Origin of the sequence: Embleya sp. NPDC059237 (assembly GCF_042754105.1) — a bacterium.
In the GTDB taxonomy this organism is placed as follows: domain Bacteria; phylum Actinomycetota; class Actinomycetes; order Streptomycetales; family Streptomycetaceae; genus Embleya.
On record NZ_JBHZAE010000011.1, the window covers coordinates 164031 to 189538 of the forward strand.

Annotated in this window: 25 protein-coding genes; 13 read left to right on the top strand and 12 right to left on the bottom strand. The window is 70.9% G+C overall.

Going from position 1 to position 25508, the window contains the following annotated elements; genetic code table 11:
* Position 1: 1 nt before the first annotated feature.
* From ACFXKZ_RS31305 to ACFXKZ_RS31315, 3 genes are read right to left on the bottom strand one after another with little or no spacing between them, the layout of a single operon-like run.
* Positions 2–2080, bottom strand: coding sequence for a xanthine dehydrogenase family protein molybdopterin-binding subunit (locus ACFXKZ_RS31305; protein WP_380004696.1), 2079 nt, complete (start codon positions 2078–2080; stop codon positions 2–4).
* Complete coding sequence (locus tag ACFXKZ_RS31310; RefSeq protein ID WP_380004698.1) at positions 2077–3066, bottom strand: FAD binding domain-containing protein; 990 nt, start codon at positions 3064–3066, stop codon at positions 2077–2079. Before ACFXKZ_RS31310 ends, ACFXKZ_RS31305 begins: the two co-directional genes overlap by 4 nt.
* On the bottom strand, positions 3063–3581 hold the full coding sequence (locus tag ACFXKZ_RS31315; RefSeq protein WP_380004700.1) for a (2Fe-2S)-binding protein: 519 nt from the start codon (positions 3579–3581) through the stop codon (positions 3063–3065). The genes ACFXKZ_RS31310 and ACFXKZ_RS31315 overlap by 4 nt, the downstream gene beginning before the upstream one ends.
* Positions 3582–3809: 228 nt before the next feature.
* Between ACFXKZ_RS31315 and ACFXKZ_RS31320 the strand changes: the two genes are divergently transcribed.
* Together ACFXKZ_RS31320 and ACFXKZ_RS31325 are read left to right on the top strand one after the other, a co-directional pair.
* The gene (locus ACFXKZ_RS31320; RefSeq protein WP_380005012.1) at positions 3810–4706 is read left to right on the top strand and encodes an AraC family transcriptional regulator N-terminal domain-containing protein; all 897 of its coding nucleotides are present in this window, start codon (positions 3810–3812) and stop codon (positions 4704–4706) included.
* A 180-nt stretch (positions 4707–4886) separates the two neighbouring features.
* Complete coding sequence (locus ACFXKZ_RS31325; RefSeq protein ID WP_380004702.1) at positions 4887–5486, top strand: hypothetical protein; 600 nt, start codon at positions 4887–4889, stop codon at positions 5484–5486.
* A 664-nt stretch (positions 5487–6150) separates the two neighbouring features.
* Here ACFXKZ_RS31325 and ACFXKZ_RS31330 read toward each other — a convergent pair.
* From ACFXKZ_RS31330 to ACFXKZ_RS31340, 3 genes are all read right to left on the bottom strand, one after another.
* Complete coding sequence (locus tag ACFXKZ_RS31330) at positions 6151–6522, bottom strand: toxin Doc (RefSeq protein ID WP_126639099.1); 372 nt, start codon at positions 6520–6522, stop codon at positions 6151–6153.
* Positions 6523–6526: 4 nt separating this feature from the next.
* Positions 6527–6772: a hypothetical protein gene (locus ACFXKZ_RS31335; RefSeq protein WP_380004704.1), complete on the bottom strand. Its 246-nt coding sequence runs from the start codon at positions 6770–6772 to the stop codon at positions 6527–6529.
* 2022 nt (positions 6773–8794) lie between these two features.
* Positions 8795–9526, bottom strand: a complete 732-nt coding sequence (locus tag ACFXKZ_RS31340; RefSeq protein WP_380004706.1) for a hypothetical protein — start codon at positions 9524–9526, stop codon at positions 8795–8797.
* Between the two features lie 145 nt (positions 9527–9671).
* Here ACFXKZ_RS31340 and ACFXKZ_RS31345 point away from each other — a divergent pair, with 145 nt between their 5' ends.
* The 5 genes from ACFXKZ_RS31345 to ACFXKZ_RS31365 all read left to right on the top strand — a co-directional run bounded on the left by ACFXKZ_RS31345 (position 9672) and on the right by ACFXKZ_RS31365 (position 14451).
* Positions 9672–9869 (top strand): hypothetical protein, encoded by a 198-nt coding sequence (locus tag ACFXKZ_RS31345; RefSeq protein ID WP_380004709.1) that lies wholly within the window; start codon positions 9672–9674, stop codon positions 9867–9869.
* 910 nt (positions 9870–10779) lie between these two features.
* Complete coding sequence (locus ACFXKZ_RS31350) at positions 10780–11388, top strand: MauE/DoxX family redox-associated membrane protein (RefSeq protein ID WP_380004711.1); 609 nt, start codon at positions 10780–10782, stop codon at positions 11386–11388.
* A gap of 14 nt (positions 11389–11402) precedes the next feature.
* On the top strand, positions 11403–11945 hold the full coding sequence (locus tag ACFXKZ_RS31355; protein ID WP_380004713.1) for a TlpA family protein disulfide reductase: 543 nt from the start codon (positions 11403–11405) through the stop codon (positions 11943–11945).
* Positions 11942–13855 carry an ABC transporter ATP-binding protein gene (locus tag ACFXKZ_RS31360; RefSeq protein WP_380004715.1) on the top strand — a complete coding sequence of 638 codons (1914 nt, stop codon included), beginning with the start codon at positions 11942–11944 and terminating at the stop codon, positions 13853–13855. The genes ACFXKZ_RS31355 and ACFXKZ_RS31360 overlap by 4 nt, the downstream gene beginning before the upstream one ends.
* Positions 13855–14451, top strand: a complete 597-nt coding sequence (locus ACFXKZ_RS31365) for a S26 family signal peptidase (RefSeq protein ID WP_380005014.1) — start codon at positions 13855–13857, stop codon at positions 14449–14451. The genes ACFXKZ_RS31360 and ACFXKZ_RS31365 overlap by 1 nt, the downstream gene beginning before the upstream one ends.
* 618 nt (positions 14452–15069) lie before the next feature.
* Here ACFXKZ_RS31365 and ACFXKZ_RS31370 read toward each other — a convergent pair.
* Positions 15070–15555, bottom strand: coding sequence for a carboxymuconolactone decarboxylase family protein (locus ACFXKZ_RS31370; protein ID WP_380004717.1), 486 nt, complete (start codon positions 15553–15555; stop codon positions 15070–15072).
* 81 nt (positions 15556–15636) lie between these two features.
* Positions 15637–16119 carry a carboxymuconolactone decarboxylase family protein gene (locus ACFXKZ_RS31375; RefSeq protein ID WP_380004719.1) on the bottom strand — a complete coding sequence of 161 codons (483 nt, stop codon included), beginning with the start codon at positions 16117–16119 and terminating at the stop codon, positions 15637–15639.
* A 169-nt stretch (positions 16120–16288) separates the two neighbouring features.
* On the opposite strand from ACFXKZ_RS31375, the gene ACFXKZ_RS31380 reads away from it, so the two are divergent.
* Entirely contained in the window at positions 16289–17227 is a 939-nt protein-coding gene (locus ACFXKZ_RS31380; protein ID WP_380004721.1) for an RNA polymerase sigma-70 factor, read from the top strand.
* A 252-nt stretch (positions 17228–17479) separates the two neighbouring features.
* Here the strand turns inward: ACFXKZ_RS31380 and ACFXKZ_RS31385 are convergent, their stop codons facing one another.
* The 3 genes from ACFXKZ_RS31385 to ACFXKZ_RS31395 form a co-directional block, all read right to left on the bottom strand.
* Complete coding sequence (locus tag ACFXKZ_RS31385) at positions 17480–17836, bottom strand: hypothetical protein (protein ID WP_380004723.1); 357 nt, start codon at positions 17834–17836, stop codon at positions 17480–17482.
* Positions 17833–17955, bottom strand: a complete 123-nt coding sequence (locus ACFXKZ_RS31390) for a hypothetical protein (protein WP_380004725.1) — start codon at positions 17953–17955, stop codon at positions 17833–17835. Before ACFXKZ_RS31390 ends, ACFXKZ_RS31385 begins: the two co-directional genes overlap by 4 nt.
* Before the next feature lie 128 nt (positions 17956–18083).
* Positions 18084–19268 (bottom strand): restriction endonuclease, encoded by a 1185-nt coding sequence (locus tag ACFXKZ_RS31395; protein WP_380004727.1) that lies wholly within the window; start codon positions 19266–19268, stop codon positions 18084–18086.
* A 767-nt stretch (positions 19269–20035) separates the two neighbouring features.
* On the opposite strand from ACFXKZ_RS31395, the gene ACFXKZ_RS31400 reads away from it, so the two are divergent.
* Positions 20036–20533: a hypothetical protein gene (locus ACFXKZ_RS31400; RefSeq protein ID WP_380004730.1), complete on the top strand. Its 498-nt coding sequence runs from the start codon at positions 20036–20038 to the stop codon at positions 20531–20533.
* Positions 20534–20786: 253 nt separating this feature from the next.
* Positions 20787–20915 carry a hypothetical protein gene (locus ACFXKZ_RS31405; protein ID WP_380004732.1) on the top strand — a complete coding sequence of 43 codons (129 nt, stop codon included), beginning with the start codon at positions 20787–20789 and terminating at the stop codon, positions 20913–20915.
* 292 nt (positions 20916–21207) lie between these two features.
* Here the strand turns inward: ACFXKZ_RS31405 and ACFXKZ_RS31410 are convergent, their stop codons facing one another.
* Complete coding sequence (locus ACFXKZ_RS31410) at positions 21208–21810, bottom strand: GPP34 family phosphoprotein (protein ID WP_380004734.1); 603 nt, start codon at positions 21808–21810, stop codon at positions 21208–21210.
* A gap of 937 nt (positions 21811–22747) precedes the next feature.
* Here ACFXKZ_RS31410 and ACFXKZ_RS31415 point away from each other — a divergent pair.
* Genes ACFXKZ_RS31415 through ACFXKZ_RS31425 form a run of 3 tightly spaced genes read left to right on the top strand, consistent with a single transcriptional unit; the run spans position 22748 to position 25504 of the window.
* Complete coding sequence (locus ACFXKZ_RS31415; protein WP_380004736.1) at positions 22748–23839, top strand: MBL fold metallo-hydrolase; 1092 nt, start codon at positions 22748–22750, stop codon at positions 23837–23839.
* A gap of 49 nt (positions 23840–23888) precedes the next feature.
* Complete coding sequence (locus ACFXKZ_RS31420; protein ID WP_380004738.1) at positions 23889–24686, top strand: alpha/beta hydrolase; 798 nt, start codon at positions 23889–23891, stop codon at positions 24684–24686.
* A gap of 29 nt (positions 24687–24715) precedes the next feature.
* Positions 24716–25504 carry an SDR family NAD(P)-dependent oxidoreductase gene (locus ACFXKZ_RS31425; RefSeq protein ID WP_380004741.1) on the top strand — a complete coding sequence of 263 codons (789 nt, stop codon included), beginning with the start codon at positions 24716–24718 and terminating at the stop codon, positions 25502–25504.
* The last annotated feature ends 4 nt before the right edge of the window (positions 25505–25508 follow it).

The window sequence follows — 25508 nt, forward strand, 5'->3', positions numbered from 1 at the left end:
TTCACTCCCCTGTCGGTGGTCGGTCTTCCAGGACGCGGTCCAGCCGGAGGGGCAGGCTCCGCTGTCTGGTCCCGGTGGCGTGCCAGACCGCGTTGGCGATGGCCGCCGCGGTGCCGACGGTGCCGATCTCCCCCACGCCCTTGATGCCGGAAGGGTCGTCGGGTTCGTGGTCGGGGACGAAGTCGGCTTCGACGTCGGGGATGTCGGCGTGCGCGGCGATGTGGTATCCGGCGAGGTCCGGGTTGACGTTGCGGCCGGTGACCCGGTCGCGGATGCCTTCCTCGTACAGGGCCATGGACAGTCCGGTGATCATGCCGCCGACGACCTGACTGCGGGCCAACAGCGGGTTGACCACTCGGCCCACGGCGAACATCCCCAGGAGTCGCCGGATGCGGACCTCGCCGGTCGCCGGGTCGACGGAGACCTCGGCGAACACCGCGCTGTGGGCGTGGCGTTCGCGGTGGGGCAGGGCACCGAGTTCCTCGGTGGTGTCGGCGGTGACGGTCACCGGCGGCACCGACCCGGTGAGCTTGGCGGCGGCCGTGGTGATCGCCCAGGACCAGGATGTCGTGCCCCGGGATCCGCCCGCGCTCCAGGCCGGGCCGAGGTCGCTGTCGGCGAACTCCAGCCTGATCCGGCCGGTGTGGACCCCCAAGGCGTCGGCGGCGATCGCCGTCAGGGCGGTGCGTGCGCCGGTTCCGATGTCGCTCGCGCCGATGGACACGGTGAAGGTGCCATCGGTTTCGGCGGTGATCGATGCGGAGGAGGGCAGTGCTCCCGTGCCGAAGGCGGTCGCGGCCAGTCCGGTGCCCACGAGCAGGTGCCCTTCCTGCCGCTGCCGGGGCCGGTGGTCACGACCGGTCCAGCCGAACCGGCGGGCCCCTTCCTGGAGGCAGCCGACGAGATTTCGGTGACTGAACGTCAACCCGGACACCGGGCCCACGGTGGGTTCGTTGCGCAGCCGGAGTTCGAGCGGGTCGATCCCCAGTCCTTCAGCCAGTTCGTCCATGGCCGATTCGAGCGCGAACGAGCCGGGTGTCAGTCCGGGGCCGCGTACGGAGAAGGGCGGCGCGATGTCGAGGGGGACGGTGGTGAGTCGGGTGCGGATCGCGGGCGCCGCGTAGAGCGTCCTGGTGGGTTCGACGCAGTTCTCCAGGTACTCGGCGAGCGGTGACTCCTCGAATACCGCCTCGTGGTGGATCGCCCGGAGACGTCCGTCCGGGTCGGCGCCGAGGCGGACCCGCTGCCGGATTCGCGGCCTGGGCGGAGTCGCCAGGAACACCTGACGGCGGGTCAGAGTGACGCGTACCGGACGTCCCAGAACAGTGGTGGCCATCACCGCGAGAATCAGCTGTGGTCCGCACTGTCCTTTGGATCCGAAGCCACCGCCGACGTGCTCGGCACGGATACGTACCGTCTTCGGGTCCAGGGAGAACAGCGTGGCCAGGGTGGTCGCGACGATGAACGGCCCCTGGTTGGAGTCGAAAGCCTGGAGGCGTCCGTCCTCCCACCACGCGGTCGCGGTGTGCGGTTCCATGGCGGCGCAGTGCTGTTCGACGGTGTGGTAGACCTCGTCGACGACCACGGCGGCCTCGGCCAGTTCCGCGTCGACGTCGCCGATTTCGACGTCCTCGCCGAAGATGGTCAGCGCCGGGCGTTCCGCCGGGTGACCGGCGCGGAAGACGCAATCGTGCGCTTGCTCGTCGTAGGTCACCGTGAGCGCGGCCGCCGCCGCGCGGGCCTGCTCGGGCGTTTCGGCCACGACCAGCGCAACCGGTCGGCCGGCGTGCGGGACTGCGGCGTCCTGGAGGAGCAGCAGGCTGCCGTCCGGACCGAAGAATCCGCCGGCCGCCGGGTTGAGCCGGGGCGCGTTGCGGTGGTCGATGACGCCCAGCACTCCGGGCATGTCGTCGACCCGGGAGATGTCCCGGATGTGTCCCCGAGCCACCGTGGACGTGACGAGGCAACCGTGGGCCAGCTCTTCGAGCGGTTCGTCGGCGGCGTAGCGGGCGCGGCCCGTGACTTTGTCGGGTCCTTCGAGCCGAGTCTGCGGCACTCCGACCGCGGGTGGGGGTTTCACCGGGTCCTCCCCTGGGCCAGTCCGGTCAGCACGGCCTCGATGAGGTTGCGGGCCAGCGGCACCTTGTAGGCGTTGTCGCGCAGAGGGCGGGCGGCGGACAGTTCGGCCGCTGCGGCGGCCCGAAAGGCGTCGGCAGTGGCGGCTCCGCCCAACAGAGCGACCTCCGCTGTTCTCGCGCGCCACGGCCGGGATGCGACTCCGCCGAGGGCGATACGTACGCTGGTGACCGTGTCCTCCTCGACCTTCAGGGCCGCGGCGATGGATACGGTGGAGAAGGCGTAGGAGGCCCGCTCGCGGACCTTGCGATAGCGCGACCCGGGAGCTGTCGCGGCACCGGGCAGAGCGATGGCCGTGATCAACGCCCCCGGCGGCAGTGCGGACACCCGCTGTGGCGTGTCACCGACCGGTGGGTAGAACTCCGCCAGCGGAATCCCACCGGGCCCTTGGAGGCTCTCGTAGTGGACGACCGCGTCGAACGCGGTCAGTGCAACGGCCATGTCGGAGGGATGTGTGGCCGCACAGTGTTCGGAGGCTCCGAGGATCGCGTGGTTGTGGTGCTCCCCGGCGATCGCGGGGCAGCCGCTGCCGGGTTCGCGTTTGTTGCACGGCTCCGAGACGTCACCGAAATAGGAACATCGGGTCTGCTGAAGCAGGTTGCCACCGAGCGTGGCCATGTTGCGCAGTTGGCCCGACGCGCCGGCCAGCAAGGCTTGGCTGAGCGCCGGAAAGCGGCGCCGCACCCGAATGTCGGCCGCAGCGTCGCTGTTGCTGGTCGTCGCGCCGAGTATCAGGCCGCCGTCCGGTGTTTCCCGGACCCCATCGAGGGACAGCTGACGTACGTCGACCAAGCGTGTCGGTGTCTCCACGCCGTCCTTCATCAGGTCGACGAGGTTCGTCCCCCCGCCCAGGTATCGGGTTCCGCCGCGGGCGGCCAGGGTGAGCGCCTCCCGGACCAGAGCCGGCCGGTGGTAGGTGAACTCCTTCATCGGGCCGCTCCGGATTCCAGGATCGCGCGCACGATCGACGGGTGTGCTCCGCAGCGGCACAGGTTGCCGCTCATGCGCTCACGCACCTCGACCTCGTCCAGGGCCGGCACCGGCCCGGCGGGGGTGACCGCACTGGGCCAGCCCGCTGCGTGCTCGGCCAGCATCCCGACCGCCGAGCACAGCTGGCCGGGGGTACAGAAGCCGCACTGGAAGCCGTCGCGTCGAATGAACTCGTCCTGAAGTGCGGTGAGTCGACCATCGCCGGCGAGTCCTTCGACGGTCGTGACCGCGGCGCCGTCGGCGGCCACCGCCAGGGTGAGGCAGGAGAGGACGCGCCGGCCGTCGAGCAGCACGGTGCAGGCGCCGCACTGCCCGTGGTCGCATCCCTTCTTCGGCCCGGAATGGCCGAGGTCCTCCCGCAGGGCGTCGAGCAGTGTCCTGCGGTTGTCGACGGTCAGCCGTCGTGGCACATCGTTGACGCGTAGAAGAATTTCGCTGTGGGTCTCGCCGGGCATCGGCAGTCCTCCCCGGAGGGTGCGCAGGGGCTCGTCGGATGACAACCATGCAAACAGCCCGGCCCACCGAACGGATTGACCAGAGCTTGCGGACTCTTGCCCATTCCTGCCGCTCCCCGCGACCGGGCCCGACGGGGCCGGGCCGCTTGTGCGAAGCTCGCAAAGGCTTGCCCGAAGCTGCTTGTCCGAGAGGATCCCCCGATGGCCTTCTCCGCCAACGAAAGCGCCTTGCTCATCGACGAGTTGGCCGACCTACTCGCCCGCCACGCCCGGGCCGATCTGAGCACCCCGATCGAGGGTGTGCGAATCTTCAAGGCCGATCGGCCCACGCCTGCCTTCTCCACGACCTACGGCAAGGTCATGGCGCTCGTCGCTCGGGGCACCAAACAGTTCGCCCTGGGAAACCGGGTGTACGAATACCGGGCCGGCCAATACCTGATCTCCTCGATCGACCTGCCGGTGACCAGCCGGTTCATCCAGGACGACGACGGAACGCCAGGGCTCGGCGTAGGCATCGCCGTGCATCCGGCCGACGTCGCCGAAGTCCTGTTCCAGGCCCGCCCCGTCGATCTGCCGAAGATCCTCGACGGCACACCGCCGGGACTGGCCGTCAGCACCGCCCCGGTGCTGCTCCTCGACGCCGTCGTCCGGTTGTTGCGGTTGCTCGACCGGCCCCAGGACATCGGCGTACTCGCACCGATGACCAAACGGGAGATCCTGTGGCGGCTCATCACCGGTGAACAGGGAGCCATCGTCCGTCAGTTCGGCCTGCCCGACAGTAGCCTCAACCACATCGCACGGGCGGTGCAGTGGATTCGCGACAACTACGCGGAGCCCTTCCGTGTCGAGGACGTGGCGCAGCTGGCGGGTATGAGCGTTTCCGCGTTCCACCGCAGCTTTCAGACAGCCACGGCAATGAGTCCCATCCAGTTCCGGAAGCAGATCCGGCTCCAGCAGGCCCGGCTGCTCCTGGTCTCCGACGCGCACGACATCGCCGGAGTCAGCCGCCGGGTCGGCTACGACAGCGCCTCGCAGTTCAGCCGGGAGTACCGGCGGCAGTTCGGCGCACCGCCCAGTCGGGACGCGACACGTCTGCGCGCCTTCGCGTCGACGTCCGCGCCTTGACTCCCGGCCGGGATCCGTTCCGGCCGCTCGGCGAGCACACGCCGGGGAAGGTGGCCCGCCTGAGCCTCCATGCCCGCCCCTACGAGGCAGTGCGTCCTGGGGACCGTTGGGGAGCACACGTCATGCACGAAACGGACAAATTCGGTGGCACCGACAGCCTCCGGTGACGAGACTGCACCGGTGAATACCCTGTCGCCGCCGTCCGACCCGCTCCTCCTGCCGGTACGGGATCCGCGCGCCCGCGACCTCGTTCTCGACTATGCGGACATGCACGCCCTGGTTGCCGAACTGGTTCTGCCCGGCGACGCGTCGATGTACGTCATGAGCGCGATGGAAACCTCCCGCGAGCTCATCCGGCACTCTTACTACCGGTACGAGTTCGCGACCGTCGCCGTCACGCATTCCCTGTTCGCTCTGGAGCACGTCCTCGCCGAGCGCTTGGCCACGAACGGACCGCTCCACGTCCTCATCCAGCGGGCCGCCGACGCAGGGCTCATCCCGGTCGGACTCGCCGCCGAACTCGACTGCGCCCGACGGCTGCGCGACAAGCTCACGCAGGGCGCCGAGTCAAGTGCCGCCGTCCGCCCGCATGGGGCCGTCGCACTGGTGCGTGCCGTCTTCGATGCCGTCTCCCTGCTCCTTCGCCCACCGTCCGTGGCAGAGGCGACAGCCGCCGACGCGGGCGGAGCACAGCCCGAAGGGGGACTCGCCCGGCTGTGGGAGGACCACCTGCGCGCACTGTTCCCCGACGGGTTCCGCGGCGTGGACTTCGACGGATAGAAGTCGTGCCGGAAGTGTGACGCCACAGCGAACGGCTCACGCTGGGCATCGTGATGCAGCGGGCTCAATCTTCCACGGCCTTCGTGCTGGTCGGGTGTCTCTTTGGTCGGAGCACAGGATCAGGCGAAGGCCGTGCTCACGTCCCCGGAATCCTCGTACGGGTGATCACGTTCGGGGCGTTGTTCGAGGTTGGACCATTAAGGACAAGCTGAGCGGCCTCGGACGTTGCGGGTGGACGGGGCGTTCTGCCGCGAGCTCGGGCTCACCCCCGGAATCACAGCGGCCGGTCGCCGCGTGGGGGCGGGGCGGTGTCATGCCGGAGTCGTCCACCGACGTGCGACCAGTCGGAGTCAGGTGCCGGACCAGGGAGTTCCCGACCCGGACCCGGTCGACCAGGCCCCGCTCGGACAGCCCTGAAGCGCTCTCACCCACAGCACCCCAGCTCACACCACCGTCTACACACCAACGACCGCCCCGGAACCACAACCGAGTACGGGATCGCCCCTCGCCCCCGGGGGTCGTGCCGGTCGGGAGCCGGTCCGAGTTTTCCCAAGCCGGTACGCCGGGGCTGTCGGGAGGGCCGACCGGGATCCGGGCCTGCGCGGCCTCCCCAAGCCGGGACCGGTCGGCCCCGAGGTCGACGTCCGCTCCGGTCCCGGTCGGGTCAGATGCGCCAGGACCGCAGGTGCTCGGCGACGGTGTACACGTCGGCCTTGCCTGTGTCGACGGCGCGGGCGAGGTCGACGAGCGCGCCGTACGGCGGATCCACGCCCTGGTCGGAGGCGGCCATGTAGGCGACGGCGACACCACACGCGAACAGGGCGTTGCGCGCGGGCAGCGGCCGCAGCCGGATCAGGGTGTGCAGCAGGGACGCGGCCCGCCAGGCGGGATCGGCGTCCTCGCCCAGGCGGGGGGTGTTGACGCGGTGGCGAGCGACGGCCGCCACCAGACCGGAGTAGTCGTGGACGTCGGGTCCCTCGGGCAGGACGTCGGTCTGGCGCTCGAGGAGCCAGCGCAGGTCGATGTGGAGGATCACCGGGTCAGGCCGCCCCGCGTCGACGGGCCCCGGTGGGGGCGTCGTCGGGGAACGCGTCGTCGAACGCGGCCGTGTGCTCGGCGGTGAAAGCGCGCAGGACCGCGGTCATCGCGGCCAGGGCGCGGCGCTGCGCCAGGTCCTCGGTGACGGCCTCGCGGACCAGGCTTTTGAGGGTGACACCGCGGGCCTTGGCCGTCTCGCGGAGTTCGGCGAGTTCCTCGTCGCTGAAATCGATGTTCAATGCGGGCATGGCCCCAGCATACGTTCGAGGTACCGGAAAGGGAAGAAACGCAGGTGGGAGGGCATGATCGTGGGTACCCGGCGTCGACGCCGCAGATGTGGTCGACCGAGGCCCCGGAATACGGATCGCGACCGAACGCGAACCGCCCCGGGCAGGCCTCACCGCACAGGCGTGCACGACGAACAGCGCCCCGGTCGCATCGAGTCGGCCGAGGCAAACGCACAAGGCGCCGCCCACCGGGTCCTGGCACTGTCGAGCGTGAACGTCGACCCCCTCGAGACCGTCGCGTCGGTGGCCGTCGGCACGATGATCCGCGACGGCCTCGGCGGCCCCGACACCTGCCACGCGTTGTACTGCGCCCTGCCCCGGACCGAGTTCACCGGCATGTCCATCCTCCTCACCACCGCGAGGACGCCTACCCACCCGTCATCGTCACCGTCGACATCGACTCCCCCGGCATGGTCGGATTCGGATAGACGCCCGCCGGACGGCGGCACGCACCGCATCGAGGCCCGCACCCCGACACACGCCGACGCACCCCCACCGACGCCCGCGGCGGGCGTACATCCCCCGCACGCTCTCCCGGCTCGGAACCGGGCCCGCACCCGCAGGTACCACCGAGCACACACGAGGGTCGCGAAACCCCGGGAGGCAACCCACGGCCCCGGTACGGCAATCCCCCACGCGGACGGCCTCGGCGGACGCCTCGCCGGCGCGCAACGGTCCTCGCCGGCCGGGCGGACACAACAGACACGGGACACGCGGGACCCGGACGACGGCGAGACAACGGGCACGCCGCCGGATCAGGACACGAGAGGCCGACGCCGGGCCCGCCGAGACACACCCGGCACCCGCACCCACACGAGACCGACGTGCGCGGTGGAGCGTCCGCCAGGAGACGCAGGTAGTCCAAATCGGTTGCGACACAGCCGAGTTCGGGAGCAGCGATACGGTCGAGTCCAAGAGCAGCGACACGTGGAGCGCCCTCGAACACAAGCACACCCGAACCCGCGAAGGCATCCAGGCGGGGCACCCGATGCCAGGTCGACATCCATAAAACCGGCGCAGGAGTCGGATGAGGGTGCACTGGGCGCCCGCGCCGCACAACACCCACGACGACCGGGTGGCGGGCGCGTCGACCAGCAGGCGCAGGTGGTCCGGCTCGGGAACGGCAATGCGCCGAACATCAACGACGCCCAGCTCCTTGAGCGCGTCGAGGAGCACGCTGTTGGCGGCGTCCGTCCGGTTCACCAGGGACGGAGCGGACAGGCCGAAAACCGTGAGCAGCACAGCCCGCAGTCGGGGCGGCGCGGGTTCGACCGCCACCTGCGCTCGATGGACCGGGACACGCCTGGGCAGCAGACGCAACGCCTGGTCGACGGCGACCGACTTGCCGCGCCGGTGTCGCCGCACACGCACACGACCCCGCCGGCGACAACGGTGTGGGCGAGGGCTTCGACCACCGCGCCGAATCGGCGCGTCGACACCAGGTGCTCGGCGGGCGCGTACAACCGCACACCATCACCCGGAGGTGTCGACCGCGTGATCGGATCGGTTTCCCGGTCGGCTTCGGCGGCCGGAACCGGCGGCGTGGGCCGGCCCTGTTCGTCCACCGTCCCCGGCAGGGCCGGGTCGGCCAACGCGCGGTCGTAGCCGTCCACGGCCGACCCGTGGATCGGACGCGCGATCCGAAGCACACGTGGCGAGCGAAGGTCACGACGTACCGCGTGATACAGCGTCGCCCGCGACACCACCGGGGCCACCGGAACATCGTCGTTCTCGTCGTTGTTCTCGGTGTCCTGACCAGCGGCCGCAACACCGCCGTATCCGAGGAACCGGCAGCAGGACGTGCCGAAACCGAAGAACTATTCCTCCGCGCGGTCCATCAACCGCTCCACGACCTCGTCCACCATCGCGTCCGTGTCCGCGGGCGGGTTGCTGGTCTGTGGGTTCTCGATCTCGGTCATGACTGTCCGTTCCGGGAGGCCGGAATCCGGGAAGGTACCCCGGCCAACCATTCACATCACGGACTTACACGAACTTCAGACATATCCCGCGGGTGAGGAAGCACTGGGTGTCGGTGGTGTTGGTGTCGCGCCTGGTGCTGACCGAGGTGACGTCGCCGGACGGTTTGTAGGTGTACGTGGTGGCGTCGACGCTGGTGGTGGTCGCGGTCTGCTTGTCCCAGTTCGTGGACAGCAGGCGGCCCGTGGCGGGGTCGTACATGCTGGTGAACGCGGCCTGGCGAGGGCTGTCGCCGAGCGTGGCGCGGATATTGCGGCCGAAGGCGTCGTAGTCCGCCCAGTTCATGTAACCGGCCGCACCACCGAGCCCGGTCGGCTGGCCACCCACGTTGTAGGCGTGAGTGAGTGTTTCCGCGGGCAGGCCGCCGTGGGCGGGCAGTACTCCGGTGAGAGGCAGGCCCAGGACCGGTTCGTACGTGGTGGCGGTCTCGTAGGAGCTCCAGCCGGTGGAGCCGGTGACGTTCACCGTGGTGGGCAGGGCTCCGGCGGGGGGGGTGTAGGTGGTCGTGGTGACCTTGTTCTCGGCGTCGGTGGCCTTGGTGACGCGGCCGTAGGCGTCGAACTCCGACTTGGCGGTGGTGACCCGGTTCGGAGTGCCGTCGGCCTTGTAGTCGATGACGGCGTCGGTGGAGGTGGCGTCGCCGATCGTGCCGATCTCGCCCTGGGGCTTGTCGTCGTACCGGGTGCGGGCCCAGGCGTAGACGGTGTCCTTGGTGGCGGTGGTGTCGCAGTCGCCCACGAGTGATTGGACTTCGACGGGTTTGCCGATGATCCAGGCCGCGGTGTTGTGGGCGTAGGTGGTTTTGACGCAGTACTCGGGCAGACCGTCGGCCCTGTCCGAGACGGTCTCCGGGAGACCGTGACTGGGTTCGAAGGTGGTGGTCTTGGAGGTTTGGCGCCAGGTGGTGTTGTCGGCGAGGAGGCTGCGGGTGCGGGTCTTCTCGGTGGCGGTGCGGCGGGCTTGGAGTGGGGGCAGGCCGCGGGCGCGGGTGTGGGTGGCGGTGACGGGCGAGGAGAACGGGGTGTTGAGGGTGGTGGTGGCGATGGTGCCGCCGTCTCCGGTGAACGTCTGGGATTCGTAGGCGAGTCCGGCGTGTTCGTTGGCGTCGACGATGGGGGGTGTCGGTGGAGTCGGTGAGGGTGACGGCGCGTATGGTGCCGTCCTTCTTCATGTCGCCGTCCATGCCGCGCAGTTCCGGTCCGCGTACGGGGTCTCTCCCCACGACTTCCGTCGACGGGCGACGCTGCACGAATCGACAACCGACGTGCACGCGGGGACAACGACGGCCGCGTAGCCGGCCGGCACTGTCGTGTACGGGGGCGGCTCACGGTGAGCGACCGGGAACCCGAACCCCGCCGTCCTCCGGTCGTGGCCGCGTCGCCTTGCGTGCAGGGCGGTCGTGTACAGCCGCCGGGGGGACGGTCCATCCCAGCGATCATCCAGACGATCACCAAGGAGTACGACATGCGCACAAGGCTCGAAAGGCTGGGCGGCAGGATGTTGGACCGCGTGGTGCCGCGAGTGGATGCGTCCGCCGCCGCGGCCGCCTGCACGTGTTATGAGTGCGTACAAGGCGGCAGCACCTCCGGTTGCGCGGGAACCGGGCACCGGTGGTACCGGAAGCAGCCGTGTGGTGGCGGTACCTGGACCTTCGACCGATGCGCGAACTGCTCCCCGGGTTCCGGCTACTGCATCTGACGGGTGTTCGTCCCGTCGCGATACCGCCGTGGGGGGGGGGGGGGGGGGCCCCGGGGGGGGGGGCCCGCCCCCCCCGGGGGGGGGGGGGGGGGGGGGGGGGGGGGCCCGGGGGGGGGGGGGGGCGCGGGGGGGGGGGGGTCCGGGGCCATGCGACGCTGGCGCGACCGGCCCCCGGGGTCCCGGCTACTGCTTCGGCGGGGGGGTGGGCCGGGCGCCCACCCGCGGGGGGGGGGGCGTTGCCCCGCCCCACGGCTTCGTCCCGATACCCCGTGTGTCCGTCCGGAGGCGGTTCGATGGTCTACCTGGTGGTGGGAGCTCGTGCACTGCTGGGGGTGGTGTTCCTGGTGTCGCTCGCCGGCAAAATCAGCGGACGCGCTGCGTTCGTCGCCTTCGTCGCCTCCGTCCGGTCCCTGGGAGTGCTGTCCGCCCGCCTCGCCGACCCGGTGGCCCGAACGGTGGTCGCCGGCGAAGCGGCCGTGTGTGTTCTGTTGGTCCTCCCTTCGCGCAACGCCTCGACCGGCGGCTTCCTGGTCGCCGGTGCCTTACTGGCGGCCTTCACCGCGGGCATCGCGGCGGCGCTGCGCCGGGGAAACACCGCCCCTTGCCGTTGCTTCGGCGCCGGCACCTCGCCACTGGGCACCGCGCACATCGTGCGCAACGTCGTGCTCTGCGCCGTCGCGGGCGCCGCGGTGCCCGCCGTACCGGCCGTACCGGCAGGCCGGCCCGGCGGCGTGGCGGTCGCCGTGTTCGCCGGGCTGTGCGCCGGGGTCGTGGTCACCCGACTCGACCATCTTCTCGACCTCTTCCGTCCGTTGCCCGCCTCCGCACGGGCCGCCGCGACCGCGCGCCGCGGGTCGCCGGCCCGACCGGGACGCGCGGTCGATCCGCGCGATCACTCATGAGCCAAGGAGCCGTCATGTCCGTCCTGATCGCCGTGGTGACCCTCGTCGGCGCCCTGTGCGCGCTGAACCTGGTCTTCACCCTCGGAGTCGTCAAACGCCTGCGCGAACACACGGAAATCCTCGCTACCGTGCAGGGAGACCCGGTCCGCCTCGAAGTGGGCGCGGAGGTCGGAGAGTTCGACACCTCGACCACAGCCGGGAAGCCGTTGATCCGCGACCTGCTGCCGGGGCCGATCCTGTTCGGGTTCTTCTCCCCGACCTGCGAGCCCTGTCGGGACAAACTCCCTCGCTTCGTCGAGTACGCGCGCCGCGAACCCGGCGGTCGCTCCTCGGTGATCGCGACCGTGGTCGGCGACGCGGAGGCGGCGGCGAGGTTCGCGGCCGAACTGGGTCCGGTGGCCCAGGTGGTCGTCGAGGACTCCGGCGGCGCGTTGGGCACCGCGCTCGGGATCCGGGCCTTCCCGAGCGTGCTGCGGGCCGAACGCGACGCCGCCGGGCGGCTCGTCGTCGTGGACGACGACGTTGAGCTCGTCCGGCTGACCAGCCTGACCGGGTGACCGGGACCCCGTTCCGCTCTCCCGAACCGGGACGGGCGGGCAAGCCCGTCACGAGGAAGCCGAGGGCCTCCCGCCTGGCGGGTGCCGCGCGCCTGCCTCGCCACGCGGCGGCGGCGCTCGCGCTGGCGGCCCGGGCGGCGCCGGCCGTCTTCGCCGGCCATGTGCTGCTGACGCTCGCGATGGGCGCGCTCCCGGTGGCGGCGGCCTGGCTGACCAAGCTCGCCTTGGACGGTCTGACCGACGGCGCCACCTCGAAGGCCGCGCTCGTCGGCCTGTCGGCCGGACTCGCGGGCGTCGGGGTGACGATCGCGGTGACCACGCACACGAACCAATACCTGCGCGCGCAACTGGAGCGCGCGGTGGGCCAGGCGACGCAGGATCGGTTGTTCACCGCGGTCAACGCGTTCGTGGGCCTGGGCCGGTTCGAGAGCCCCGCCTTCCTCGACCGGCTGCGGTTGGCGCAGCAGGCGAGCGCCGTCGGCCCCGGCCAGGTACTCAGCGGAATGCTGGGACTGGCCCAGGCCGCACTCACCGTCACCGGGTTCCTGGGTTCCCTATTCGTGCTCAGTGCGACCATGACCGGGTTGGTGCTGGTGGCCGGGGTACCTGCGCTGGTCGCCGAACTGATCCTGTCCCGCCGGCGGGCCCGCCTGCAATGGGACCTCGGGCCCACGGAACGACGGGAGATCTTCTACAGCCAACTGTTGTCGACCGTCGAAGCCGCCAAGGAGGTGCGGCTGTTCGGCATCGGTACCCTCCTGCGGGGTCGGATGCTCGCCGACCGCCGCACCGCCGACGCGGCCCGGGCGAAGCTGGAGCGACGGGACACGGTTGTCCAGTCGGGGTTGGCGTTGCTCGCCGCGGTGGTGTCCGGCGGCGGGGTGATGTGGGCCGTCGTTGCGGCGCAGTCCGGTCGGCTCTCGGTGGGCGACATCGCGATCTTCATCGCGGCGGTGTCGGGTGTCCAGGCCGCACTGGCCACCGTCGCGGGCTGTGTCGCGGGTTCGCACGAGGCGCTGATGTTGTTCGAGCACTACCTGGACGTGGTCCACTGCGAGCCGGACCTCCCGGTCGCCACGCCCGCTGTCGCACTCCCCGAACTGCGCGAAGGCATCGAGTTCCGGGACGTGTGGTTCCGCTACTCGGACGAACACCCGTGGGTGCTGCGTGGGGTCAGCTTCCGGCTGCGGCACGGAACGGAACTGGCGCTCGTGGGCCTGAACGGTTCGGGCAAGTCCTCCCTGGTCAAGCTGCTGTGCCGGTTCTACGACCCGACCCGCGGTGCGATCCTCTGGGACGGCGTCGACCTGCGCGACGTCGACCCGGTCCGGCTGCGCGACCGGATCGGGGCGGCGTTCCAGGACTACATGGCGTACGACATGACCGCGGCCGAGAACGTCGGACTGGGCGATGTGGCCGGCTTCGACGACGTCGATCGTATCCGCAGGGCGGCGCGGCGCGCAGGCATCCACGACCGACTGTCGACGCTGCCCGGGGGATACGACACGCTTCTGTCCCGCCGATTCGCCGGTACGTCCACGGACGGCGACCCGGCCGCCGGCGTCGTGCTCTCCGGCGGCCAGTGGCAACGGCTGGCGCTGGCCCGCGCGTTCATGCGCGACGAGCGGGACCTGATGATCCTCGACGAGCCGGCCTCCGGGCTCGACGCCGAGGCCGAGGCGGAGATCCACGAGGCACTGCGCACCCACCGGCGCGGCCGGACCAGCCTGCTGATCTCGCACCGGCTCGGTTCGGTCCGGGATGCCGCGACGATCGTGGTGCTGGCGGCGGGACGGGTCGTCGAACGCGGCGACCACGCGACCCTGTTGGCGGCGGACGGCGAGTACGCGCGCCTGTTCGCGCTTCAGGCGTCCGGCTACGCGCCGATCGAAGAGGCGGGCCGGCGGTGATGCGCCTTCGGTATCGGCTCGCGGCGTGCGGCGGCGTGCTCGGGCTGGCGGCCGTGGCCGCGGTGCGGTACGCGGTGGTCCGGGTCACCGTGCGCGGCGACAGCATGGCGCCGGTGTACCGGGACGGCGCCCGCGTACTCGTCCACCGCGGCGGACGGGTCGCGGTGGGGCGGGTGGTGGTGCTGGAGCGCCCCGTGCCGGGCGTGCTCTGGCCGCTGCCTCCGGTGACCCGTACCGCGTCCGCCCGCACGGTGGGGGCGCGGCGGTGGATCATCAAGCGCGTGGCGGCGGTCCCGGGTGACCCGGCCCCGTTCGACCGCGTCCCCATGCTGGATCACACGCCGGGCTGTCGAGTTCCGGCCGGCCGGCTCGTGCTTCTCGGTGACAACCCACTGAACAGCTACGACTCCCGCCAGGCGGGCTACTTCCCGATGGAACGTGTGCTGGGCACGGTGGTCGCGCAGCGATCGCTCACGGCCCTGCGGACCGGGTGGCGAGGCGGACGAGGAGGGCCGACCGATGCGGCGGACGGAGGGGCGCCGTCCGCCGGAGGGTCGGACGGCCACGGCGCGGACGAGCCGGTCGACATCCCCTGAGAACGACCGGGCCGCCCTGCCCACTTCGCGGATCCCAGGGCAGCCCTCAAGTCCCTCGGGAGGGTCTTCATCGCTCGCCGGGTAGGTCGGACGTCCGAGGGCCCCGGGCCGAATCGGGTCGGGGCTCACGCATGCAACACGCCGACTGTGCCGAAGTTGAGGTCGCTTTGTTCACGAACGTGAATGTCGGTGAGCTTTTGAAGGAACACTCCTCGGTGAGATTTCCCTGATCGGGCAGGGTGGCGGTCAGCCTTCGGGCCGGCCGAGGGTCGCACACCGGCCGCGCCGCCGACGGCGCGATGTACCGGGTGAAATCCGGCGAGGCCGCCTTTCCGTACCCGGCACGGAGGCCGACGCGGCTACGGCCTCCGTCGACGGTCGCCGCCCGGGCGAGCAGGCATGCCCTGGTGGCCGTTTCGCACCCGCGTAGCCCCGGCCCACCGACGCCGGGGACGACGGCTCGACGTCGGATTCCTCGAGTCCTGGCCGGTCGAGCGACGTTTCGAGCCGGCGCCCCGCATCCGGCGGTGGACGGAGGGCCTGCGCTTGTTCGGGCCACGGCCCGCCCAGCGCCGGCGGCAGCGACGTGCGGGCGCCGGGCGGCAGTGGACGCGCCGGTCAGTTGGCCATGTCGGCGAACTGACCGGGCCGGTAGGAACCTCCGGGGTTGCGGATGATCACGTTGAGCCGGTTGTTGGCGTTGATCATGGCGATCAGGGAGACGAGTGCGGCGATCTGGTCGTCGGTGTAGTGCTCGCGTACGCGGCTCCAGGTCTCGTCCGACACGCCGGGGTGGGCGTCGGCGATCCGGGTGCCCTGCTCGGTCAGTTCCAGCGCCGCGCGTTCGGCGTCGGTGAAGACCGTGGACTCGCGCCAGACGGCAACCAGGTTGACGCGGACCGCGGTCTCGCCGGCGACCGCGGCGTCCTTGGTGTGGTAGTCGACGCAGAAGCCGCAGCCGTTGATCTGGCTGGCGCGCAGCATCACCAGATCCTGGGTGGTCCGGGGAAGCGGCGAGTCGACGATCGCCAGGGCGACGTTGTAGATCCGCTTGGCGATCTTGGCGCCGAGGTCGTTGGCCATCAGGTCGAATCGGGGTTCCATCGTCGTGTCCTCACTTGTGGGTTCGGGTCTCGCGCGGGGCCTGCGCGCGAGGTATTGCGGATCGGGGACGCCGACCGTCGGCTAACCGAGGCCGACAGGCTCGTAGTCTCCGCCGGGCCGGCGGACGATGACCGACATGCGGTTGGTCGCGTTCATGAGGGCGACGAGCATCACCAGATCGGCCGATTGATCGTCGTCGTAGTGCTCGCGTACTCGGTTCCAGACCTCGTCGTCGACGCCGCCGGCCGCGTCGGCGATCCGGGTGCCCTGCTCGGTGAGTTCCAGCGCCGCGCGTTCGGCGTCGGTGAAGACCGTGGACTCGCGCCAGGCGGCGACCAGGTTGACGCGGAGCGCGCTCTCTCCGGCGACCGCGGCGTTCTTGGTCCACACGTCGGTCGCGTAGGCGTCACCGTTGATCTGGCTGGCGCGCAGCAGCACCAGCGTCCGGGTCGGGGCGGGCAGACTCGAATCCTGCAGGATCGTCCTGCTCGCCGCACCGAAGTGGGCGGCGGCCCTGGCCGCGGTCGCGGTCGGGTTCCCGAACAGATTCAGTCGAGCGGTCATGGTGTGCTCCTTGCACGTCGTCGGGCGAAGTCGTACAGGAGATGCCGGCCACCCGCGCCGCGTGACGCCGCGGCGATGTGGCGTACGTCACCGAGATCGGATGTCACGCCGAGGGCACGACCGGCATCTCGTGCGTGGCACCACGAAGAGGAACGGACAGGAGCCGGTGATGAGCGAGCGCAGTGACCGCACCGAAGAGACCACCCGGCCGGGCGCCGAAGGGGACGGCGTGGATCGCGCCACCGAGATTTTCGTCGCCCACCGCAACCTCCTTTTCACGGTGGCCTACGAGATGCTCGGCTCGGCTGCCGATGCCGAGGACGTCCTGCAGGAGACCTGGATGCGGTGGGTGGACGTCGACCCGGGGATCGTGCGGGAACCCCGCGCGTATCTGGTCCGGATCGCCACCCGCCAGGCGCTGGGCCGGCTGCGTTCGCTGCGCCGGCGCAGGGAGACCTACGTCGGCCCCTGGCTGCCGGAGCCGCTGCTGACCGCTCCCGACGTCGCCGAGGACATCGAACTGGCCGAGGGCGTCTCGATGGCGATGCTGCTGGTGCTGGAGACGCTGACGCCGACCGAGCGCGCGGTGTTCGTGCTGCGGGAGGTGTTCGACCTGGACTACGACGAGATCGCCGAGGCTGTCGGCAAGAACCGGGTCACCGTCCGGCAGATCGCCCACCGGGCACGGAACCACGTCGCCGCGCGCCGACCGCGCGCGGCCGTTTCCCCGGCCGAGAACCGCGTGGCCCTGCTCGCCTTCCAACAGGCCGTCGAAACGGGAAATCTGCAGAGTTTGCTCGACCTGCTCGCCCCCGACGTCGTCTTCCTGAGCGACGGCGGCGGGGTCGTTCCGGCCGCGCTGTCACCCGTCGTGGGTATCGACCCGGTCTCCGAGCTGCTCACGGTGGGGCTGGGAAGGATCGCAGGCTCCGCGTCGGCGCAGTCGGTCCAGGTCAACGGCCACCCGGCGCTGATCATCCGGACCGGCGAGGCGATGGACGGTGTCGTGACCGTGCGGACCGAGGACGGCCTGATCACCGGCCTGTACTTCGTGCGAAACCCCGAAAAGCTGTCGCGCGTCGGGCGGGAGACCACCCTGCGCCGCTGAACACAGTCGTGCTCGCCGGACTCGGCGGACTCGGCGGACTCGGCGGACAGAGCCCGGTGGCGACGAACATGCCGTTCGCGACCAGGGCCGTGCCGCCCTGGGGTGATATTCCCTCGTAGGTCTCGCCGCGGAGGTGGAGCGCTTCGGCGGCACGGACGAGTTCGGCGGCCTTGGCCTCGACCTGGACGACCAGGACCGGTGGGGCGTCGGCGGACACGTACGCCTCGTCGGGTTCGTATTCCCAGGCCCAGGTCACGCGGTGGCCTCGCGGGCCTCGGTGAGGACGGCGAGGAGTTCCGCGCGGGCGGACTGCCAGGCGGGGTCGTGGCGTTCGAGGGTTTGCAGGGTTTGCTCGGCCGTGTGGCGGCGGGTGAGGAGGTCGGGGCGGCGTTCGATCTCGACCTCGCCGGCCCACACCGTCAGCCAACCTTGGATCGGGCCCAAGTGCGCGGTTTGGGCGGCGAGTTGGAAGGCTTCGTTCTTCTGGCGTTCCATCTCGGGCAGGCGGTGCGGGGCGACGCGTGCGAGGGCCACGCGCAGGGCGTCGGGAGTGCGCTCGGGGCGGGGCAGGAGTTCGCCGTTCGGCAGCGGTGTGGTGGGCTCGCTCATGCCGCGTCGCCCTCTCGGTGGGCGGGGGGTACGTGGCCGGTCGCGGTCAACGCGGTGGTGAGATGTCCGTCGACGTAGCCGCCGAGGAGCAGTTCGCACAGGACCGGCATGGACTTCACGCCCGCCGCCGCGCGCCGGTGGTCGGCACGCGACTACACCCGGTGGGACAGCGGGCCCGTAAACGCGAGGCCGGCGTCGAGCGGGGGTGCACGGAGTGTGGGCCGGGTTCTCCGTTTCGTCGTGGCCGTCAGCCCAGCGTTCGGGTCAACCAGGCACGCACCTTCTCGCGTGTGGTGTGACCGTGGGCACGCAGGAGAAAGTCGATGTCCTTCCCGCAGATCAGGACCATCGGGTACCCGTTTTCGCGAATCCGGCTGTGGATCGGGGGTTCGAAGAACGATGTGGTGACGAAGACACCGAACGACCGCCGGTCGCGCACGGTCACGAGCAGACGGAGCACGTCGCTCTCTCGAACCGGATCGTCGGCCGCGAGGCATCGGGCCTCGAGGCCGAACTCGAGGGCTATGGGGTCGTCGACGGGGCCGAGGAGATAGCGACCGGTCCAGTCGCCGGTCGTGGCGGGTTCCCCGATGGGCGGCACGAGACAGTGCGTCGCGGGTGCGGTCATGCGCCAGAGCGCGGCGGCGCAGCGTTCGAAGGCCGAGGGGTCGCCGGCGCAGAACGCAACGATCTCCTCGACCAGGTCGCGCTCCGGCGCATCCGGGCGCTGCTCGTCGGGCGTGCGCACCTTCGCCACGGATCGCGGAGCGTAGGTGTTCGTCTCGACCCATAGGCGCCAGGCCGTCGGGGCGGCGGGGCCGTGGAAGTCACCGGTGACGAACTCCCGGATCCATCGGCGTTCGACCACGGGCACGTCAAGGATCGTGAATGTCGCCGCGTAGTTCAGGAACGTTCCCGATGAGGCGGCCTGCTTGACGGTCTTCAGTGCTCGCGGAGCGGGCTCGGCGACTGTGCCCGGGACGAGAAGGCCGCGAAAGCGGACGTCCAGCCGGGTTTCCGCTTTCTCGAACAGAAGGATGGGGGGCACGCGTTCACGACCCTGTCGGCCGCCGGCGGCGTCGCGAAACACGTCGCCAAGGAAAACGTTGCCCTTGTGCGGCGTGTCGTGCAGGTCTCGTCCCGGTCGGTTGTTGTCCCCGTGATAGACCGCCGTGCCACGAAAGGTGTCGACGGCGTCGGGCCACTCCGGTCGGCTCCGGTTGGCGTAAAGCACGGCAAACAGGGTGCTACCCCGCAGGACCCCTCGGGTGGCGGGATGGACCCCTCGCCGGAACCCCCCGCGGTTCTGTGTCGGCAGGATCTTGTGGATCGGGTCGTCGCCGAACCCGGTGCCGGGGCCGCCTTCGTATACGGCGTCAACGGTCAGGTCGGTGCTCGACAGATCGGCGTACGGGACCGAGAGGCTGGGCATGACCGGCATCGTAGCCGCGACTCCCTTGTCCGCATCAAGCGGTTTCCCGTCGGCCGAACACGAGCGAACAAGGCGACGCCGGCCACGACTTCGGTGCATCCGCACCGGTGGACCGGGCGAGAACCGTCGCTGTATGAGGCACGGCTGTGGGTCGAACGGCCCACCCCGGTCCCGCCGTGCGTGAACGCGCACGACGGACCAGACGCAAGCAGGCCCGCAAGGGCCGTTCGAGACCGGGTACGACGCGGGAGAAGACGAAGGCACGCGCGCGAAGCGATCGCGCCGCCGGCGGTGACCCCAAGGTCGGAGAACGAACAGGACTTCGCGACGGCACCGCTCCCGAGGCCACCCGGGCCCGGCACACCGCAGCGCAGTCGGGAAGAACGTCCGGCCTATCACTCCGCGTTCGCGGGCGTCCGCACCCCGGCCAGCGACGCCCTCGCCACGAACGTGCGCACGCTGATGGTCCCGGGCCGCCACCAACGGACCACAGCCCGGCCGTCCCTGATCGTCGGCGGGCCCGCCGCGGCAGGGAAGACCACCGCCCTGCACCCGCGTCGGACGCACCTGTCACCTCTCCCCCACCCGCCGTGTCCCGGTGCTGCCCGGGCAGGCCCACACCAATCGGGCCGGCCCCGGTGAGCCCAGGTGTCGGTCCGGGATGTTCGTGTCCGGTCGATGCGAATCCGCTGTTGAATCCGGCGCGGATGCGCATCTCGGGTCGGGCGTTGTTTCGGGTGAATCTCCGCAGCGCCAGGATGAGGGTCATGATGAACGACGAGGTGGCTGTGATCGCGCTCCTGCGTCGACTCGACGACGCGGATCACCTGACGGGCCCGCGAGAGTACGACGAGGGGAGGATCTCGGTCATGCTCGACCGGCTGGTGTCCCGGTTGGAGGGCGAGTTCGCGACCCGTTGCCCGGCGGAGCGCTACGGACGGAACACCGTCGAGTACGCCTGTGTCGTCGTCCCGGGCGAGGCGACGGTGTGTGGTGAGCGGATCGTCGTGTCCGTGAGCAACTTCGGCTCGCTTGCCATGGTGGCGGCGGAGAACCCCGGCGCGTATCCGGGGACGGACGACGCGCGCGAGGAAGGCGCGCTGGACGTCGGGGACCTCTCCACCGTGGAACGCGCCCTGAGCGACATCGGGTATGTGGTGGTGTCGGAAAAACTGCTGCACACCCGCTACGACGGACCCGCGCCGTTGCGGACGGACGAGCGGTGGCCGGCCACCTGGTGGGATCGCTACTTCGGTCATCCATAGACCCGAAAGTTCCGGGCGGTGGTACGGGGACACCGCAGGCCGACCCACCCCCTCCGTGACAGGCTCGCCGAACACCGCCCACCGAAACCGCAGGGCCGCGCCTCGGATCCATCGGTCTGTCGGCCTCCCTGGGTGTCGGAGTCCGTCGGGCTGCGGTGTTCGCCGGGCGCCCACGGTCTTCTCGCGTGGGCGGCCCCAACACTCGCGCCGACATCGCCGAGGGCACGGCCGCCCAGGGACGAGGACTCGGTCGGTGGTGTCCCAGGATTTCAGGATCGTCGCGACGCTCGCCGCGGTGGAGGAGGCGCGGGTCAACTCGTCGGCGAGCGCGATGACACCGGCCTGGGTGAGGTCGGCCGACGCCCCGCACGCCGAGAGGTAACCGTGGGCCACCCGTGACGGCCACCCCCAGGTTCGAGTGCTCCAGCCGGCGCACGCGGCCCGGACTGTGCGCGAGCGCCGCGACCCTGGCGTAGGGGCCGTGGTAGACGTCCCGTCCGGCGATCACCGCCCGATGCCGCTCCACCGCCGCGACCGGCAGGGCGTAGTCGTCCGGGGCAGGATCGTCGCGTCCGGCGCGGCGGGCCGACCTCGAGGATGCACGCCGGACGACGCTCACGCTCACCTACGCGACGCCTCTGACGCGCGAACCGATCGGCTGACCGGTTGTCGGCTCAGAAGCCCCGCCAGATGTTGTCGAACGCCGCCTGCTCGATGCCGCGGCGCTGGCGCACCGCCTCCAGCTCCACGGTCGCGTCGTCGACCGCGGCGAGTACGGTCACCACCGCGGGGTCGGCTGACTGTCCGTTTCCGGGGGCCTCGTGGCGGATCCCGGCAGCGGCGCCGAGGGTGGCGAGGACGGGCTCGTCCGCCGCCCAGCGCGCGGCGGCCGCGCTGCGTTCCGGGGAGTCGGCCAGTTCCGGCGCCCCGCCATGCCCGAAGAGCATCCGTTTCCCCTCCGGAGCCAGCAGCCCTTCGTCGGTGATGGCCGCCGCGTACGTGGCGGCCAGGTCGCGTCCGCGGCGCCACAGCCACTCCTCAACCGATTCGTACGGCGCCTCGCGTACCAGTGCCTCGTCGGCCTGGTCGAGGAGCGGGTCGGACAAGATGCTCCTCGGCCCGGGCCTGATGCGGTCCTCGTCCAGCTTGATCGCCTCGGCGGCCAGGAGGTCGATCAGCTCGGCCCCGGCCAGCGCGAGCGACAACCCGCCACGCTCGACAGGGCGGCTGGGCTGCACGTCCAATGCCGTGATCAGCAGGTCCCTGGCGGTCGACATGGCGCACTCCCCATCCGGGCTCGGGGCCCGAGGCGAACCCCTCATTTTGTCCTGCCACGAGCCTAGGGTCCCGCCTGCCCTGCCACACCTCGGCGCATGGCGCCCGGCCTGGAGATGGAGGTAGACGGCCGAGCCGGTGGCTGCGGCGCCCGCGCCGGTGAGGATTGCCTGGGGATGCCGACACCGGATCGGTGGGCGAGCAGGCCGGCGGCGACGTCGATCTCGCCGTCGGAGGCCACGACGGTGGGGGCCTCGCCGGGCCTCAGCCAGAAATCCTCAACTCGTCGTCCACGTCGTGTATCAACACCTGCACGCTTCTCGGAAACGCCACGCCAACGACTCGAGATGCCGCGACAATCCGGTCCGGTTGCCCACACGCGGGAACTCCGCCGCCCACCCGCAGGCACCCCCGACTCGAACGACCCCGGGGCCGGAGCCCCGGATCGCGCTCCCGGGAGGCGGGAGCCTTTCGATCGGGCACGGACCTGCCCCTGGCGACCAAGACCATCTGTCCACCGGAACTTGTCGTTCTTGATGTAGTGGTCGGCTCCTCCGGTGCCGTCGGCGTTGACGTACGGCACCAGGTTGAGCGCGGTGCCCGGTTCGGGGCCGGGGAACCTGTTGCTCGGCTCGTCCGGCACCTCGCCCTTGTCGGGCATGAACGCAGCGATGTAGACGAGTGCCTTGACGTTGGGGTTGGCGGCGGCCCGGCTGATGACCGCGCGTCCGTAGGAGTGTCCGACCAGGACGAACTGTGCCGTCCGCGCGCAGCCGCCCTGTCGGCTCCCGCCCGGGGGAAAACCCCAGCCCTGCGGCGGCCCCGTCGGGCAACGGGACTGGGGTCTTTCCACGGTGCGAGCGCGGCCGGCCGGATGGTGTCCTGGGCCCGATCCACCCGACCGACCCCTGTGCCGGACCGATCCCGAAAGGCCAGACCATGACCGCGAAACCCGGGTCGCCCCTGGCGAACCGACGGACCTTCCTGCGCGCGGCGACCGCCGCGGGGGCGATCCCCGCCGCGGCTCTCGCCACCGGCGCGCTCGCGGGCACGGCGCAGGCCGCGTCCGGGCCCGACCTCCCCGACTTCGCACCGGTGCCGGCCGCCGCGCAGGGTCCGGCGCTGAACGGCGCGGGCTACTTCGTCGGCCGTATCGACGGACACCTGTACTGGGTCACGGACGGCAACTACCAGGCCATGTTCCTCAGCACGCGGGAAGGCGTCGTCCTGGTCGACGCGCCGCCGACCATCGGCCACAACCTGCTGCGGGCGATCGCCGAGGTCACCCGGGCCAACGGCCGTCCGGCCAAGGTCACCCACCTGGTCTACTCACACTCCCACGCCGACCACGCCGACCACGCCGGAGCCTCGTCGATCCTCGGCAAGGACGTGGTCCGCATCGGGCACAGCGAATGCCGGCGCTTCCTGCTCCGCGCGAACGACCCCAACCGCCCCGCCCCGACCATCACGTTCGAGGACCGCTACACGCTCCAGGTGGGCGGCGAGCACCTGGAACTGGCCCACCACGGCCCGAACCACTCACCGGACAACATCTTCATCCACGCCCCGGGCCACCGGACGCTGATGGTGGTCGACGTCCTGTATCCGGGCTGGGTGCCGTTCAAGCAGCTCGCCGTCTCCCAGGACATCCCGGCCTGGCTGCGCGCGCAGCACATCGCGATGGCCTACCCGTGGCGGACGCTGGTCGGCGGCCACCTCGGCCGGCTCGGGCAACGCGCCGACGGAGAACTCCAACTGGCCTACATGGCCGACCTGGAAGCCTCCACACGGGCGGCGATGAGCCTGGACCCGGCCCCGTACTTCGCGAAGTACGGCCCGGCCGGCAACTCCTGGGCGGTCTTGAAGACCTACCTGGACGCGGTCGCGGCGGCAGCGGCCGCGCCGGTCGTCGCGAAGTACACCGGAGTCCTGGCCGCCGCAGACGTATTCACGCTGGACAACGCCGGCACCTTGGTCGAGTCCTTCCGGATCGACGCGGGCATACTCGGCCCGTTCGGCACCCACCCGTGACCCGGCCGTCCGCCCCGCCCCTCCCACACCCGAAAACGGAGAACCCGCGATGCTGACCCCCACACCGGTCCTGTTCATCCACGGCCTGTGGCTGCACGCCTCGTCCTGGGACCCCTGGACCGAGTTGTTCCGCGCCGAGGGCTACGCGCCGGCCGCGCCCGGCTGGCCCGGCGACCCCGACACCGTGGCCGAGGCGCGCGCGAACCCGGAGAGCATCGCCGACCACGGCATCGACGACGTCGTCGAGCACTACGCCGGCATCATCCGCGGACTGGACCGGCCGCCGATCCTGGTCGGCCACTCCTTCGGCGGCATGATCGCCCAGAAACTCCTCGGGCAGGACCTGGCCGCCGCGGCCGTCGCCATCGACGCCGCCCAGATCAAGGGAGTCCTGCCGCTGCCGCTGTCGGCGCTACGGTCCACCCTGCCGGTGTTCAAGAACCCGGCGAACCGTCACCGCGCGGTGTCCCTCACCGCCGCACAGTTCCGCTTCGCGTTCGGCAACGCCGTGTCCGCGGAGGAATCCGACGCGTTGTTCGAGCGCTGGGCCATTCCGGCGCCCGGCAAGCCCCTGTTCGAAGCCGCAGCCGCCAACTTCAACCCCCACTCGCCGGCCAAGGTAGCCACCGGCAACGCCCACCGCGGACCCCTGCTGCTGATGACCGGCGGCAAGGACCACACCGTCCCGGAGTCCGTCACCCGCGCGACGCTCAAGCAGTATCGGCACTCGGAAGCCGTCACCGACATCACCGACTTCCCCGACAAGGGCCACTCCCTGACCATCGACAGCGGCTGGCGCGAAGTCGCCGACACGGCGTTGGCCTGGCTACGCTCGCACTCCCTGTAACCGGGCGTCCCCCGTCGAAGGAGCACGACATGGAACTCGGAATCGCCGGCAGGACGGCGGTCGTGACCGGAGCCGGCCGCGGCATCGGGCTGGCCATCACCCGCGCCTTGGTCGACGAAGGCGCTCGGGTGGTGGCCGGATCCCGCGAAGTCACCGCCGAACTCGGGGAGCTCACCGCCGACGGCCGGGTCGTCGCAGTGGCGGTCGACCTCGCCGAACCCACGGGACCGGCCGAACTGATCGCCGCAGCCACCGCCACGTTCGGCGGACTGGACATCCTGGTCAACAACGTCGGCGCGGTCCGGCCGCGCACCGGGGGCTTCCTCACCGTGACCGACGACGACTGGGACGCGACGCTGAGCGTCAACTTCCTGGCGGCGGTCCGCACGACGCGAGCGGCCCTGCCGATCCTCCTCGACCGGGGCGCCGGAAGCATCGTCACCGTCAGCTCCGTCAACGCCTTCCTGCCCGACCCCCTGGTCATCGACTACGGCGCGGCCAAGGCGGCACTGTCCAACTTCTGCAAAGCGCTGTCGAAGGAAATCGGCCCGCGCGGTATTCGCGTGAACACCGTCAGCCCCGGCCCTGTCGCCACCGCGCTGTGGATCGGCCGGTCCGGCGTCGCGGCCACGGTGGCCCGGGCAGCGGGCGGCACCGCCGACGACGTGGCCAGGCAGGCCGCTGCCGACGCCGCCACCGGCCGCTTCACCCGGCCGGAGGAAGTCGCCGACCTGGTCGTGTACTTGGCCGGTGACCGTGCCGCGAACATCACCGGGTCCGACTTCACCATCGACGGCGGTCTCGTCACCACTTTGTGACGCA